This is a genomic window from Enterobacter sp. E20 (assembly GCF_000801755.2).
GTDB lineage: Bacteria > Pseudomonadota > Gammaproteobacteria > Enterobacterales > Enterobacteriaceae > Enterobacter > Enterobacter asburiae_B.
In genome coordinates, this window is the sequence record NZ_CP012999.1 from 2,824,027 (window position 1) to 2,839,119 (window position 15,093).

General features: G+C 59.2%; 11 protein-coding genes. 2 read left to right on the forward strand and 9 right to left on the reverse strand.

Translation table 11 applies throughout. From position 1 onward, the window contains the following. Positions 1 to 42 precede the first annotated feature (42 nt). From tssA to NI40_RS13225, 7 genes are read right to left on the reverse strand one after another with little or no spacing between them, the layout of a single operon-like run. A complete protein-coding gene (gene tssA / locus NI40_RS13195) occupies positions 43 to 1,059 on the reverse strand; it encodes a type VI secretion system protein TssA (protein WP_039263607.1) in 1,017 nt (338 codons plus the stop codon). 11 nt (positions 1,060 to 1,070) lie between these two features. After that, positions 1,071 to 1,787, reverse strand: coding sequence for a type VI secretion system-associated protein TagF (gene tagF / locus NI40_RS13200; RefSeq protein ID WP_039263608.1), 717 nt, complete (start codon positions 1,785 to 1,787; stop codon positions 1,071 to 1,073). Between the two features lie 16 nt (positions 1,788 to 1,803). Further along, positions 1,804 to 5,424: a type VI secretion system membrane subunit TssM gene (gene tssM, locus NI40_RS13205; RefSeq protein ID WP_039263609.1), complete on the reverse strand. Its 3,621-nt coding sequence runs from the start codon at positions 5,422 to 5,424 to the stop codon at positions 1,804 to 1,806. 2 nt (positions 5,425 to 5,426) lie between these two features. Then, positions 5,427 to 6,665, reverse strand: coding sequence for a DotU family type VI secretion system protein (locus NI40_RS13210; protein WP_033145801.1), 1,239 nt, complete (start codon positions 6,663 to 6,665; stop codon positions 5,427 to 5,429). 17 nt (positions 6,666 to 6,682) lie between these two features. Beyond that, entirely contained in the window at positions 6,683 to 8,026 is a 1,344-nt protein-coding gene (gene tssK / locus NI40_RS13215) for a type VI secretion system baseplate subunit TssK (RefSeq protein WP_029740099.1), read from the reverse strand. 28 nt (positions 8,027 to 8,054) lie between these two features. Continuing rightward, entirely contained in the window at positions 8,055 to 8,558 is a 504-nt protein-coding gene (gene tssJ / locus NI40_RS13220; protein WP_023312162.1) for a type VI secretion system lipoprotein TssJ, read from the reverse strand. Positions 8,559 to 8,581: 23 nt separating this feature from the next. Further along, complete coding sequence (locus tag NI40_RS13225; protein ID WP_033145802.1) at positions 8,582 to 9,076, reverse strand: hypothetical protein; 495 nt, start codon at positions 9,074 to 9,076, stop codon at positions 8,582 to 8,584. 1,001 nt (positions 9,077 to 10,077) lie between these two features. Here NI40_RS13225 and NI40_RS13230 point away from each other — a divergent pair. Both NI40_RS13230 and NI40_RS13235 read left to right on the forward strand, forming a co-directional pair. Next, on the forward strand, positions 10,078 to 12,366 hold the full coding sequence (locus NI40_RS13230; RefSeq protein WP_039263610.1) for an FdhF/YdeP family oxidoreductase: 2,289 nt from the start codon (positions 10,078 to 10,080) through the stop codon (positions 12,364 to 12,366). A 22-nt stretch (positions 12,367 to 12,388) separates the two neighbouring features. Continuing rightward, a complete protein-coding gene (locus tag NI40_RS13235; RefSeq protein ID WP_039263611.1) occupies positions 12,389 to 13,285 on the forward strand; it encodes a LysR family transcriptional regulator in 897 nt (298 codons plus the stop codon). Here NI40_RS13235 and NI40_RS13240 read toward each other — a convergent pair. Together NI40_RS13240 and NI40_RS13245 are read right to left on the reverse strand one after the other, a co-directional pair. Further along, positions 13,264 to 14,022, reverse strand: coding sequence for a phosphate/phosphite/phosphonate ABC transporter substrate-binding protein (locus NI40_RS13240; RefSeq protein WP_039263612.1), 759 nt, complete (start codon positions 14,020 to 14,022; stop codon positions 13,264 to 13,266). The two genes, NI40_RS13235 and NI40_RS13240, sit on opposite strands and share 22 nt — an antisense overlap. Beyond that, positions 14,015 to 14,986, reverse strand: a complete 972-nt coding sequence (locus tag NI40_RS13245; RefSeq protein ID WP_039263681.1) for a fatty acid desaturase — start codon at positions 14,984 to 14,986, stop codon at positions 14,015 to 14,017. Before NI40_RS13245 ends, NI40_RS13240 begins: the two co-directional genes overlap by 8 nt. Positions 14,987 to 15,093: the final 107 nt, after the last annotated feature.

The following is a 15,093-nucleotide window of genomic DNA, read 5'->3' on the forward strand; positions in this document are numbered from 1 at the left end:
AAACGGCAGGCTCCATGCCTGTCGTCATAATGCCTGGACGCGTTATTCGCGGCGCCCAAAAATGTTTTCAAGTTGGTTAACGCCGTCTGGCGCCAGGTCGCGAATAATGTCCATAAAGTTAAGTTCTGACAGCCGCTGCACCCGTTCAATCATCAGCGGTGCGGGGTGGCTCGGTTCGTACTGCGCAAAATACTGCTTCGCTTTTTCCAGCATCAGCTGCGCGTCGGCGCGGCTGGTGACCTGCACGCTGCGCCAGTCGGCGACCGGCTGAACGGGCTGCGCTGCCGACGACTGCTGCTCGGCCTGGGGTTCTGCCTGCGCCTCACGGTTCGGCAGCAGCTTGCTGATGTCGGTTACCTGACACGCGCTGGCCACCAGTCCGACGGTTTTCAGCAGCTGTTCCATCTCGGGCACGCCGCTTTCACCGAGATGCCCGGTGAGCAGCTCGCGAATCGCCAGCAGACGTTCGTTAATGACGATAACCGCGGTGGTTCCCGGCTGGTCGCCGCGGGCCAGCTCGTCAATCAGCCGTGGACGGCCGCCGGGATAGTCCGGACATTCCGTTTTGCTGCCGTCGAGCAGCGCTTGCGCGTCCCGGAGCGAAATTTCATCGCCGTTTGAACGCAGAAGCGAGGCGTTTCGCACGGCGACGGTGAGGTCGGATTTATCGCTCAGCCCCGCCAGGGCGTTAATGCGGTAGAACGGATCGGTTTCGCCATACTCTTCCAACAGCGGATAGAGCGTCTCCCAGTAACGGGCGATCGCCTCCTGCACCAGCAATAATCCGTCCGCGTAGCCCGCCAGCCCGCGGCGGCGCGTCCAGGCATGGGTTAACGCCAGCAGTACGCGAAGATCTTTGGTGCGGGTCAGCAGGCTGGTGGCGTATTTTTCCACCGTGTTCCAGTCAGCGGGCTCTGCCGGGATAATGGTGTCGCCAAACTGCTGTTCCGCTTTCCCCTGACTGGCCTGATTCATGATCTGGAAGTCGGCGTCGTACTCCAGGTTTTCGCCGCAGGGTTTTTCGGGACTGATTGGCGCGAGAAATTCTTCGATATTCATGAGATCCCTGCTTATTCAAACATGGGCGGATAGAGACCGTGACGCCCCGGACGGGCGCCCCCTGCCGGGTCGAACAGCAGGGTGAAAAGCTGCCCGGTAAAGTTACCGCTGTGCACGTGGGTGTACAGCGGGTAGCCGTCGCAGCGGTTGGTCCACCAGTAGCTGGTCTGACGCAGCGGATCAAAACACTCGGCCGCCTGAGGCCAGCCCAGCGTGCTCTGGCCATCCTCGTCATAGCCAATCACATCAAGGATGTCGGAACGCTTTTGCGGCTCGACGGGCTGCGGCGCCGGAATGGTCATCAGCATCTCATCCAGCTGCGAGGCGGAAAAACTGTTGCGCACCGCGTGCAGCCCCAGGCGCCCAATCTGCTGGTACCAGCTTTCGGCCTGGCTGAGCAGGCTGGTCGACCACTCTGACGGGGCGAAGCTCAGCTGCAGGCAAACCGGATACTGTCGGCCAACGCTGTCGCGGCCGGGCAGCAGACAGCCCATCTGGATCATCTGGCTGCCCAGCATGGGCGGTACCACAAAATTCCAGACTGGCGCTTTGTTAAACTGGCGCTCGCCGCTGCGCTGCTCTTCCTGCTGCCAGGCCAGCAGGCCGACCTGGAACCAGTGTGACCACTGGCGCTGTAAAGAGTCAGGAAAGCGACGCTGCAAAAAATCTCCGGCGCTGGGTAATTTGCCATACCAGCTGTAGCGGTTCATCGCAGGGGTATTCGTCATACGGCTGTCCTTGCGGTTAGGGGCATGAGAAACGGGGAAGCTGGAACGGGTTACGAATGCTGTTTGGCGCAAACTCCAGCGTGACCTGATGTCCGTCGACGTTGAAGGTGGCCTGACGGCTCAGGCTACCCGCGCCCGGGCTGGTGCTCGCTTTATCGAAGAAGCGGTTGAGCGCCCAGGCGCCGTTGGTGACCAGCGTCGCCGTGCTGCCGTTCGCCAGCCCCAGCTGCATGCGTACCTGGTTGGTGCCGCCCGGCCCCGGCCAGTTCATGATCTGCACGGCCTGCGGGCCGTGGCTGTAGCGCAGCAGCTGGCCGTCGACGTCCAGCGTCAGGTTCAGAATGGTGTTATCCATTCGCACGGTGCGAACCGTCACCTTGAAGGACGGCGTCGTGGCGCCATTAGCAAAGAAAGCGTCGCGAATCGACTGGGCCTGCTGGAACGGTCTCAGCAGCCCTTCGCTTCCCGGCAGCGTTTTCCCGTCGATGCCCGGCATAAAGCGCCAGTTTGCCTGGGTGGTATCCACTTTATTGGTCAGATTGTCGCGGAAGAAAGCGTCCATCAGCCCGGTTCCCGGCGCAAACATGCGCGCGAGATCGTCAGGGGTGACCTCGGTGCTGGCGCTGCGCACCAGCGGGTAACGGCCGGCGATCGCCTGACGGCAGAAACCGCCCACCTCAACGTTAATCCGCTTACGCACGTTTTCGAGGTCGCGGCGCTGGGTATCGCTGCTGGCGCCCACCGCCATATTGCTGAACATGGTTTGCAGCCCGCCCGGCAGGCGACCGGCGCTGGCCTGCAGGCGGCTGATCGCCTCTCCGCCCGGTGCCGGCATGCCGCTGTTGGCCGCGTCCTGGACGGCGGTCAGGTAGCGATAGAGCTCATCCACCTGCTTGAGAAAATCATCAAACACGATGGTCTTCCCGCCCTTCTCCAGCGGCTGCGCCAGCTCAATCATCGGCGCGTAGTGGTCGGTGACCAGCTGTTCCGGCGCCTGGGTGACCACGGCGGCCTGGGTCGGCGCAGCGTCATTGTTGCTGAACAGCGCTTCCAGCGTGCGGGTGGCGCGGCTGCTCTGCGCCTGCGCTTTATCCGCATCTTCCGGCGCTGGCGCATTGCGTGACAGCGTCAGGACCTGGCTCAGGTTCTGCACCAGACGGCGCAGAGGCGAGTTTGCGCCGGAGAGCAGGCGCGCGGTGTTGATGCGCTGGGAGAGATCGGCGCTGTTATTGAGCTGAATGTCGGCGAGGAAGCGATCCCAGTTCGCGATAAAATCGCGCATGTAGAGCTGGCGCACGGCGTTATCGATCTGCTGTTTATCTTCCTGCGCCGTCGCGGCCCCCAGCACCCAGGCGTCGTCCTCGTGCAGGGCGGTGGTGACGCTGTCAATCTGGCCGTTAAAGCTTTTCCAGTAGCCGTCCGGCGTATAAAGACCCGGCACGCCTTCGCTCACCGGCTTGCCGCTTTTGCGTGAAAACACCAGCTCGCTCTGCGGTCCGCCCAGGTCGGAAAGGGAGACCGGCTTGAGGTTATCATCATGTTCAAGCAGGCGTTTAAGACGACCGTATACGCGCGTGGAGAGCGGCTGCTGATTGATCATCGCTCTTTCGCGGGCCACCAGGGATTCATCCTGCGCGTACGGCGAGGCCTGGATTTTCGGTTCCAGCAGCTGCGTCAGGTGCCATTCAAGCTGCTGCAGCTGCGCCTTCGTGACGTTCTGCGGCAGATTTCGCTGCAGGTTGAGCATCACCCACGAATGCAGGAATTTGCCGTCGTAGTGCTTCGGCTGATACAGCATCTGATAGGCTTTCAGCGCTTCATAGCTGTATTCCACGTCGCTGCCGTTGTCGTTGCGCAGCCAGGTGGTGATGTGCATGGCAACGGCAGGCAACAGCATCTGATCCAGCGCTTTCTGGTACAGAGACTGCGAGGCATCGCTGACGTCATCTCCGCGGTAGAGCCCCATACGGCGGGATACGGGCGGATCGTTTACATCAAACGCGTCGCTTTTCGGCAGGTCCACCAGACCGTTCAGCAGCGGCAGCAGATCGAACAGGTCACGCTGGGTCTGGTTCTGCAGCGCTTTGCTCTGCTGGTCCAGCAGCGGCACCTTCGCATCCACCTCTTCCAGATAGGCCTTGTTTTTGGCATAGCTGGTCAGCCACAGACCGCCGAGGATGACCAGCAGGGCCAGCAGCGCCGCGTAGCCGGACCAGATCACCGCCCGGTTGCGCAGCTCCCACCAGCGGTTTTCGCCCGCGATCCCGGCTTCCTGGAAGATGACGTTTTGCAGCAGGTTCTTAATGAAGAAACTCTGGCCTTTTGCCCCCGGGATCGGCGCTTCTTTGCTGACCGAATCCCAGTTATCCGTCTCTCCCCCTTCCGGCAGCGACAGCGCGCGGTTCAGTTCGCCCATCACGCGGTCGAACGGCATGCCTTCCTGCGTCCCGCTGGCGAAGTAGATCCCGCGCGGAGAGAACTCGGTTTCGAAGTTGGAGCGGGCGAAGACCGTGCTCAGATAGTCCGCCAGCAGCGGACGCAGCGCGGCGAACTCCTGCGGGAAGAGATACGCTTCGGCGCGGGTTTTCGCGTCATGCTCTTTCAGCATGGTTTCCGGCAGCCCGGCATCAAGGCGCTGCTGGAGCAGAGAAAACTCCTGCTGGAAGTTGCCCATCAGGTCGTAATCGGCGTGTTTGGTTTGCTCCCACGGCAGCGTAAAGCCCCAGATCTGGTCGCGCTGCGCTTTGTCGTAGTCGGCAAACCAGGCGCGGAAGCCTTTAAGCAGGTCGGCCTTGGTCACCATCACGTAGACGGGGAAGCGAATACCCAGCTGTTCATGCAGCTCGGACAGACGCTGGCGCAGGTTCACCGCCTGCTGGCGGGACGCCTCGGCGGACTGGGTGAGCAGGTCAGAAATGCTGATGGTGATGATGACGCCGTTGATCGGCTGGCGGCGGCGATACTTACGCAGTAACCCCATGAACTCCAGCCATTCGCCGGCGTCCTGCACCTGCTCGCTCTCCTGGGTGGTATAGCGGCCCGCCGTGTCCAGCAGCACCGCTTCATTGGTAAACCACCAGTCGCAGTTACGCGTGCCGCCAATGCCCCGCAGCGCGGTCTTACCGAAGCGATCGGCCAGCGGGAACTGCAGCCCGGAGTTGACCAGCGCCGTGGTTTTGCCGGAGCCCGGCGCGCCGATAATGACGTACCACGGCAGCTGATAGAGATATTGCGTGCTGAAGCGCTGCGTCCACTGGGCGCCCTGGCCCGCTTTGCTGAAGTGCGCTTTTTTCAGCATCTGCGCGGCTTCATCAAAGCGGCTGGCGAGGATCTGCTCCTCGCTGTTCAGCCGCTTCTGCGGATCCGCCGCTTCCGGGCTGGCGGTGTTCTCCTTGAGCTTGTCCATCAGCTTGCGGTTCAGCCAGGCGTTGTACAGGCGCGGCAGAATGTGGCCCTGCGCCCAGAGCAGATAGACCACGGCAATGCTGATAATGCGGTTCTGCTCAGACTCAAGCGGTCGGGTGTCCACGATGGACAACAGGGGACCAATCATCCAGATCACCGCCGCAAGCGCCGTTACGCCGAGGAAGCTCCACAGAATGCGGTTGGTCAAAATGGAAAGAAGTGTAGTCAGCATCCTTAGTTTCCTTGCGGCAATCCGTTCAGCTCAGCCTGAGTGTTTTCAGGCGACACCAGCAGAGTAATTTCCACACGGCGGTTACGGGCGCGGTTTTCAGGCGTCGTGTTCGGCGCCACCGGGTTAATCTCGCCCCGCCCTTCCGCTTTCACGCGGCCAGGCTGAGAGAGGCTTCCCTGCAGCATTTTCTGTACCGAGCGGGCGCGTTCCAGAGAGAGTTCATAGTTCGAGGCAAAGCGCGCGCTGCGGATCGGCACGTTGTCGCTGTAGCCCACCACCAGAATTTTGCCGCTGACGTTATTCATCGCCTGCGCAATGCGGTTGATGACCGGTTCATAGCGGTCACGCACGACGGTAGAGGCGGAGGCAAACAGCCCGTCGCCCTTCAGGATAACGACGCTGCGATCCGCTTCGTCTTTCACCGCGACCAGGCCCGCCTCGATTTCAGGCTTCAGGAAGCCGCGCAGGTTCAGCACCGCCGGAAGCTGACGGGCCGGCTGCTGAATAGTGGTTTCCGGCAGCTGGGACTGGTAAATCTTCGCCAGCACCGGGTTGGTGTTATCGCCAAGGCGCCAGTTAAGCACGATATAAAACAGGCAGGCGATAAACCCGGCCAGCGCCACGCAGGCCCACAGGGGAACCATCGGCCGCCAGAGCTTGCGCAGCACCGGACGATCTTCCGGATGGGGAGAAAGCGGCGGCGGATAGCTGCCGCGCACGCCGCGGATCATCTGCCACAGCCGCTGCTTGATGGTTTCAAGCTGGGTGCGGCCATTATCCAGCACCCGATAGCGTCCTTCGAAGCCCAGCAGCAGGCAGTAGTTGATCATCTCCAGCAGCAGGATATGCTCGCGCGGGTTCTGCGACAGGCGCGCCAGCAGCTGGAAGAACTTCTCGCCGCCCCAGGTTTCGTTGTGGAAGGTCACCAGCAGACCGTTGCTTGACCAGACGCCGCTGCTGCCCCAGGGGGTGAGCGCGGCGGCCTCATCGAGCGCCGTACACAGGCAGTAACGCGCCCCGACGATCACTTCGTAGGGCAGCCCCGCCTGCTGACAGCGGACTTCGAAACGGCGAATCTCATCGATCAGACGCTGGCGTAACGCCACCTGATCGTCATGGGAGACCGAATGACGGATCTGCGGAATCGCGTTGAGCAGCGGATTGGCGGCCGCCACCAGCTGATTGTTGCTACTGGCTCCGGTAAACGCGGCATCACTGCCGGTGTCCTGTCGTTCCTGCATATTAAGCGCTCGCTTTATTATTCTGTCGGGCTACGGATGGCCCAAAACTCCATATCCAGCCCCGGGAACTCCCCTGCAAGATGCAGGGCGAATGCGCCGGACTTATCCATCTCGTGCCACAGCTCGCTGCCCTTCTCCAGTTCAAAGTAGCTGTAGCCGGCATGCCACGGGATCTGCGGCGGCGCGACCGGCATGGCGCGCAGCATAATGCCCGGCAGCTGAAGCTGAACCAGATCGCGGATTTTCGAGACCGGCGCGACCTTCATCTGCGCCGGGAAATGGGTTTGCAGGTGTTCGCCTGGCACATTGGCTTTAACCGCCAGCACGAAGCCGAACTCGCGCACCATGCTGGTTTCAGGCACCGTGGCGATGTTCAGGCCGTGGGAGCGTTCGTTAAGCGGCAGCTGGATCGCGTGGTCTTCCATCACCAGCGACAGTCCCTGACGCAGCATCAGCATCAGTTTGCTGAAGCAGTTAGCCAGATCGTCATGATCGTAAATCGGCAGCACGCTTTCGGCGGTACGCTGCGACGTCCAGGTGGCGAGCTCGGTCGCAAACGGCAGCCAGCTGCGCCAGAGCGTTTCCGGATGCAGCAGCGGGAGGGTTTTTAAATGAGAAACCTCGCCCAGATGACGGTTAACCAGCGACAGCAGCGTGAACTCAATCAGTTCAGAGGTGTTAAAGCGGCCAGGCTGGCGCAGACGACCGCCAATTTGCTGGCTGCGCTGGACCAGCAGACCGTGCAGATCGTTGATCATGCTGTAGATCTGCGGGCTGTTGTTGGCGTTGAGCATCGGCGGGATGTAGCTGTTATCGAGCCGCACGTGGTTATCGTTACGTTTCTCCGTCACAAACGCCACGCCGATGGCGGTCCATTCCGCCGTGAGGTCTTTTTCCAGCATCAGGGTCAGACGCAGACGGCCAAACTGGACGGTGGCATCCCCCACCGACATGGCGTTGTCGTCTTCCACCTCTTGCTCGAAAGCGATGAAGCGCGCCAGCGAGGCCGGCTCTTCGCTAAAAATCACCTCTTCTCTCTCGCCACGACGAACCGGCAGCGCGAGCACCACCTTTTCGTTGGTGAGATTGTCAGGAATTTTCAGCGGTACAGGACCGTTGCGCCCGTTACGTACCTGGAAAAAGGTGCCATCCGGCAGCAAGCCACTGCAGTAGCTCAGGGCAATGCATCCCTGACGAAGCATCGCTTCATCCAGTTCCACGTCAAGAAAGCCCCAGAGATATGACCGCTGTAGCGCGCCCCATTCACGAACATGGTTGAGCAGATAGCTTTCAGTCCGCTGAAAATGGTGTGGACGCAGGAACATGCCCTCGGTCCAGACGACCTTTTCTGCTTTCGTCATGATGATGTGTTTCCTGTGTTGAAGCGCGTTACTGGCTGATGACCCGAATGCCGTTCACGTCGAGAAAAACGTTGGCCTGAAGTTCATCCGCGGACCATTTCCAGAACTGGTAGATATGATTTTCGCCAGGCACAGGCAGAGGGAGTGAAACGCGCCATTTTTTGCCATCCAGCATCTGATACTCCGCCATCACGCCGATGTAGCGGGCCTCCGGAGAGCTTTGCCCGCTGAGGGTTTTGGACAGCTGTCCCGGCATCAGGAAGAACACGTCGCTGTTCAGCAGATTCGCGCCAAGCGTGGCTGACGCGTTGTTCTGCAGGGAGTAGAAGTCGCTGGACATGAAATCCGCATCGGATTTCAGCAACAACACCCGGACCTTAAGCGGCGCAGATTCGTTGATTTGTGGATGAGCCTGAAACTGCAGATTGTAGCGGGAGGGGTCGCTGTGTGAAGACGACGTACAACCACTGACCAGGGCGAAAATCACCGCGTAAAAGAATAACCACAGCTTATGAAAATTTTTATTATTCATAAAAATGCGCTCATGCAAGCCGTTTAGTTCAGGATCCAGGTACCGTTAGCGCTGTCTTTGCAGGCTTTGCTGTTGCCATCGACGTCGACACAGGTCGCTTTTTTACGCGCCTTCGGACGAATGGCCTGTTTACGCACGGCGGCGTCGTACAGGTCGGCCTTGATCACGGCGCGCATCGGGACGTAACCAATCAGCTGATCGTTCCCTTCATCGGCCAGCGCCATCCAGTAATGTTCAACCTGACCCAGCACCACGTAGGTTTTTCCGGTGTCGAGAGTGCGGATAACTTTGCCGCCGAAGTCAGGACGGCTCATCAGGGAGGCTGGATACATGGCGCGATACGGTTCGTTGACCGGGTTGAACTCCGCCGGCGGCGTCACAGCGTGACGGTGGGTTAAGGTCACGCCGTTGACCTGGCTGGTCTCGATCGTATCGTCGTTGATCACAGGTTTCTGCGGCGCTTTACAGCCCGCCACCGCCATTACAAACAGAAGTGAAAACAGTACGCGCATTTTCATATGCTTTTCCGTAGCGATATTTCGATGATGAAGATAAGGGAGTGAAGTTTGACTTAGGTGCTATTGTTAAAATAGCCAGGATATTTTCGGGGCGTTACTATTTTAAGGGCATAGCTACCGCACGAGCCCTTCAGAATAAGGCCCAGTGTCTTCCTGACATATTTTGACAAACGGTAAACAAGTTTACATGAGCTTCGTCTCAATTCAATATTTACCGGTACGTAACTGTTGGTAAATGAAGCAGTCGGAAAATTATAGGATTAATCCTATGAAAAAACCCGATATGACCTACGCCCTTTTATTTCTTAGCCACACAACATTACAACCATATGTTTTATATACGAAAAACACAAAAGAGAACCACTTTCATTAACGCAATACGGCTATTATCGCCACTACCATAATTAGTAGAATTCGCGTATTGGTGAGGTCAGCAGAATATATGAACCATGAATTATTTGTTGCACCATCAGGGTAACTTTAATATTGAATGCACGTGTTAACGTGAATGTGACTATTTCACTTATGTTGCACGACGTTAATTTTACGCCTCAAAATAACTTTATATTTCGCGTTGCGACAATGACCCGGCCAGGCCTGAATTTTATCCTTTAATCATTAAGCCTGAGTTAACCATCCTGACATTATCGCAGCCAAAAATGCTCGCAATAGCCCGCCAGCTGCGACCCGTGTTTATTGCTGCCGCCCGCAGCCTTCATTCGAAATTTTATTGTTGCTACATCCTCTGCTGCTCGCCCCATCTATCTTGCCTACCGTGTGATAGATAAGATTTATTATTAAAATGATAAAATTTCGTTATAATTTCTTTAAATATTTAAACATCAGATCCGATAAATCGTTGTAATAAAAAGAATTTAAGATAAGGCACTTTTCCGCACCGCATGCGCGTAGCCATCCGGTCGTCATTGCTTTCGCTTATTGTCTTGTACAGCGCTTATATGGGTTCAGACGTTGTGTGACCGAACAGATCAGGAGTGGGTATGAATAAGAAAAGACGCTCGGTGCCGGGTATCAGACACTATGACGGTCCTGCCGGAGGCTGGGGCGCGTTAAAAGCGACGGCCATCGCGGTACGTACCCAAATGGATACCCTTGATGCTCCCGCCACGCTGCTGCGCACCAACCAGCCTGACGGTTTCGACTGCCCGGGCTGCGCGTGGCCGGATAAAGAACACAAGTCGACGTTCCAGTTCTGCGAGAACGGCGCAAAAGCCGTGACCTGGGAAGCGACCAGCAAACGCGTTACCCCCGCGTTTCTGGCCGAAAACAGCGTCTCCTCGCTGCTGGCAACATCGGACTTTGAGCTGGAAGGCTACGGTCGACTGACGCATCCCCTGCGCTATGACCGGGCAAGCGATACCTTCCGGCCCGTCGACTGGGAAGAGGCGTTTCACCGCATCGGCGAAGTATTGCGCGGGCTCGAACCGGACCAGGTCGAGTTCTATACCTCCGGACGCGCCTCTAACGAAGCGGCGTATCTGTTCCAGCTGTTCGCTCGCGAATACGGCACCAATAACTTCCCCGACTGCTCGAATATGTGCCACGAGGCCACCAGCGTCGGTTTGCCGCGTTCGATTGGCATCGGGAAAGGCACCGTCTCGCTGGACGACTTCGATAAGACCGAGCTGGTGATCTCCATCGGCCACAACCCCGGCACCAACCATCCGCGAATGATGGGGACGCTCCATGAGCTGGCCCGTCGCAACGTGCCGATTATCGTCTTTAACCCGCTGCGCGAGCGCGCCCTCGAACGCTTCGCCGACCCGCAAAGCGTGATTGAAATGGCGACCTACGGCTCAACGGATATCGCCTCGACCTATTTCCAGGTGAAGGCCGGGGGCGATGCCGCCGCGCTGAAAGGGATTGCCAAACATCTGCTGGAAATGGAGGCCGAACGCGGTGACGTGCTCGACCATGCGTTTATTGCCGAACACACCCAGGGCACTGAGGACTTCGCCGCCGATATCGCGCAAACCCGCTGGGACGAGATCGAGCGCGAATCGGGCCTGAACCGGGCGGCGCTCAAAAAGGTGGCCGACGCCTATGCGAAATCAAATGCCACCATCATTACCTACGGGATGGGTATTACCCAGCACAATAAAGGTACGGCAAACGTCCGCCTGATCGCTGACCTGCTGCTGCTGCGCGGAAACATCGGCAAGCCCGGCGCGGGAATCTGCCCCCTGCGCGGCCACTCTAACGTTCAGGGGAACCGCACCGTCGGGATCAGCGAGAAGCCTGCCCCGGCCTTCCTGAACCGTCTGAAGGACGTTTTCGGCTTTGAGCCGCCGTCTCACCACGGACACGATGCGGTGCAGGCCACGCAGGCGATGATCGACGGTCGCGCGAAGGCGCTCATCTGCCTCGGGGGTAATTTTGCCGTCGCGATGCCCGATCACGAGCGGGGTTTTCCGGCGATGGGTAACCTTGATTTGAGCGTGCACGTCGGGACCAAGCTCAACCGTACCCATCTGCTGGTGGGCAAAGAGACCTTTATCTTTCCGTGCCTCGGCCGCACCGAGCTGGATCTCCAGGCCACCGGCCGTCAGTCCATTACCGTCGAAGACTCCATGTCGATGGTGCACGCCTCGTCCGGCAAGCTGAAGCCCGCCTCGCCGTTGCTCCGTTCGGAACCGGCTATCGTCGCCGGCATGGCGAAAGCCACGCTGCCGGAAACCCGCGTGGACTGGCTGACGCTGGTAGATGATTACGACCGGATCCGCGATCTGATCGAGCAGACCATTCCGGGCTTTGAGAACTACAACGCGCGGATCCGCGTTCCCGGCGGCTTCCGTATGCCGCTGCCGCCGACGCAACGCATCTGGCCAACGGCGACGGGAAAAGCGATGTTCTCGGTGTTCGACGGCGTTCACGAGAACGCCAGCGGCGAAGGTGAGCATGTTCTGCGGTTAATCACGCTGCGCAGCCACGACCAGTACAACACCACCATTTACGCCCTGGACGACCGCTACCGCGGCGTGTTTGGCCGCCGCGACGTGCTGTTTATGAACGAAGACGATATGGCGCAGTCAGGCCTGGAACACGGCGACCGCGTGGATATCGAAACCGCCCTCCCCGGCAGCGTTCAGCGTCTGAAGGACATCACCGTGGTGGCGTACAGCATCGCGCCGGGCACCGTCGGCGCCTATTACCCGGAGGCCAACGTGCTGGTACCGCTTGATTATCTGGATAAGGACAGCGGTACGCCGTCGTATAAATCCGTTCCGGTTCGCATCACCCTGCGCTCGAAAGAGATCCGCATGCTGTAAGGCTGCTCGCGCAGAGATAATGATGGATATTAAACAGTTAAAATATTTAATTGCGCTCGACGAGACCCGGCACTTTGGTAAAGCGGCCTCGCAGTGCAACGTCACCCAGCCGACCCTCTCCATGCGCATCCGCAGCCTGGAAGAGGAGCTGGGGCTGGTGCTGATCGTGCGCGGGCAGCGCTTTGAAGGGTTTACGCCGGAGGGGGAACGCATCCTCGCGTGGGCCCGCGCCCTGCTTGCCGCGCATGACGGGTTACAGGCGGAGGCCGCGCTGTGTAAAGGCCAGGTGGTGGGCGAATTACGTCTGGGGATGGTGCCGCTGGCGAGCGTGGATCCGATGATCTTTATTCGCCAGCTAACCCAAAAATACCCGGAGCTGACCTACAGCCTCTATTCCATGTCCTCAGCGCAGATTGCCGACGGCGTCAGCCGCAATCAGCTTGAGCTGGGAATTTGCTACCTCAACAGCATCGACACCAGCCTGTTTGACGTTATCCAGCTGCCAAAAACGAAGATGGGCCTGCTGCACGACACTCGCCATTTCCAGCTCGGCCAGGCAGCGCTGACGTGGCACGACCTGACGGATTTTCCGCTGGGGTTCCTGACCAAAGGGATGCACTACCGGGCGCATATGGAGGCCAGCTTTAAATCTGCCGGCATCGAACCGACGTCCGTTTTCGAGAGCGACTCGACGTTTCAGATCATTCAGGCGGTTCAGAGCGGCGTGTGCTGCGCCGTCATGCCGCTGAACAACGGGCTGGAGGCGCTGAACGGCAACTTCCGGATTGTCCCCATCGCCGACGCGAACATTGAGGCTCCCGTCGGCCTGATTATGCGCAGACAGAAGCCCGTCTCCTCGCTGGCGCTGCGCTGCTTTACAGACGCGCAGGAGATTTATCACGCGGTCAATGAGGCGTAGGCCTCGCGCGTCACCACGCTAAAACCGCCGATCAGCACCGCGTCGCACATTTCCCGATGTTCCGGTGAACTGACCAGCGCGTGGAGCGCATCGCGAATGGCGTTAAGCGTTTCAGGCGAGGTGTTAGGCGAGGTGATCAGGGGCAGTCCCGGCGTCAGCGGGGTGCGGTCAATGACCGCCAGCCCCGCAAGGCGTTCCGGCTCATGGCGCTGCAGCAGTGCCCAGGTCACACAGTCGATGGCCGCGATATCCCCCGCCCCGCCTTTCACATCAATCAGCGACTGGCGATGGCTGCCGCTGAAGGACGTTTGCACGAAAAAGGGACCGCCGCTCGCCAGGGGAGCCACTATTTTTCGCAGCGCATTGTAGCCGGACTGGGAATCCGGGGAATTACAGACCGCCCGACGTCCGCGAAAATCCGCCAGCGTGAGGTGCCGATCCTCCTCGCGCACCGCCAGAAAGCTGCGGTACTGGATCCCTTCACAGCCCGGCGCCGCGTAGTGAAAACAGCCGACCACCTGCACGTCCGGTAGCTGCGTGACCAGCGGATAACCGCAGGTCTGGCTGAGGATAAGCGCAGGCTGTTGCCAGTGGGTCAGCAGGTCGGACTCCGGCCAGCCGGGGTCACGATCGACGAACACACCGCGCGCGGCCAGCAGCCCCTTTACCGCCAGCCAGAGCGCGCGGGTGTCGGCGCGATCCACGGCATACATGGGAAACGCCAGCAGGTTACTCATACCCTTCCCCCTGTTGTTTTGCGGGATGAACGGTGACGTCGACGGGCCTGGCCCAGAACTGACGCAGCCATTCACCATAGCCCCTGACGAGAAAACCGTGGTTTCGCTGCTGGTACGCCTCCCGATTTTGCTGGTAGATGGCCTTCAGCCCGTACCAGGGAACGCCCGGCAGATCGTGATGCACTGAATGGTAGTTGAGATTCAAAAACAGTACCCGCCAGAATAACCCGGCCTCGTTAATGACGGAGCGCGCCAGCGGGTCGTCCGCCGCGCGATGTTCGAAAAACGATCGGACCTTGGTCAGCGCCAGCGCCGGATAGCTGACCGCCAGCACAAACCAGACGGGTGAAAAACCGGTATGCGTCATCCAGGCGAAGAGCGCCACCAGCAGCAAAACGTGAACCAGCCACATCGCCATAGCCCGCAGGTGAAGGTGACGAAATGCCGCCACGGCGCTGCCCAGCGTCAGAAGGATATCCAGCAGCGGGGCCAGCACCAGCCGCCCGGCGAAGGTATTCCGCGCCCGAATCATACGTTTCTGCCAGGGGGAAAAGCGCGCCCAGCTCTCGTCGGTAAAATAGTACGACTCCGGGTCATCCACCGGATGGGTCAGGCTATGGTGCCGATGATGGGCGAGATGGGAGTCCCGGTACAGGCCATACGGATACCAGACCGCCAGCGGGAGCGTTCCGAACAGCTGGTTGAGCCAGGCGAAACGCGTGGGGTGCCCGTGGATCAGCTCATGCTGCAGGGACATGTACCAGGCGGTAAACCCGATGAGCAGGAGCGTGGCGGGCAGCAGGCCGAGCGTTTGCCAGAACGCCAGCGTGGCAAACCAGCCTGCATAAATCGTGATAATTAACAGCCACGTGGGCAGTTCGCTTCGCCATAAAAAACCCGATGCAAGGTGGCGGATTTGTTCGCGCTGTTGCGGATGTAAATAGAGGGAGCTTCGTTGACTCATTCCTTCAGACGCCGTTTCGCCAGAGATAATTCTCTGACGATCGGGGATAACGTCTGAAATAACAAAGAACTTAAATCGCATTGCTTTGCCAGAAACGTGGGGCGCAC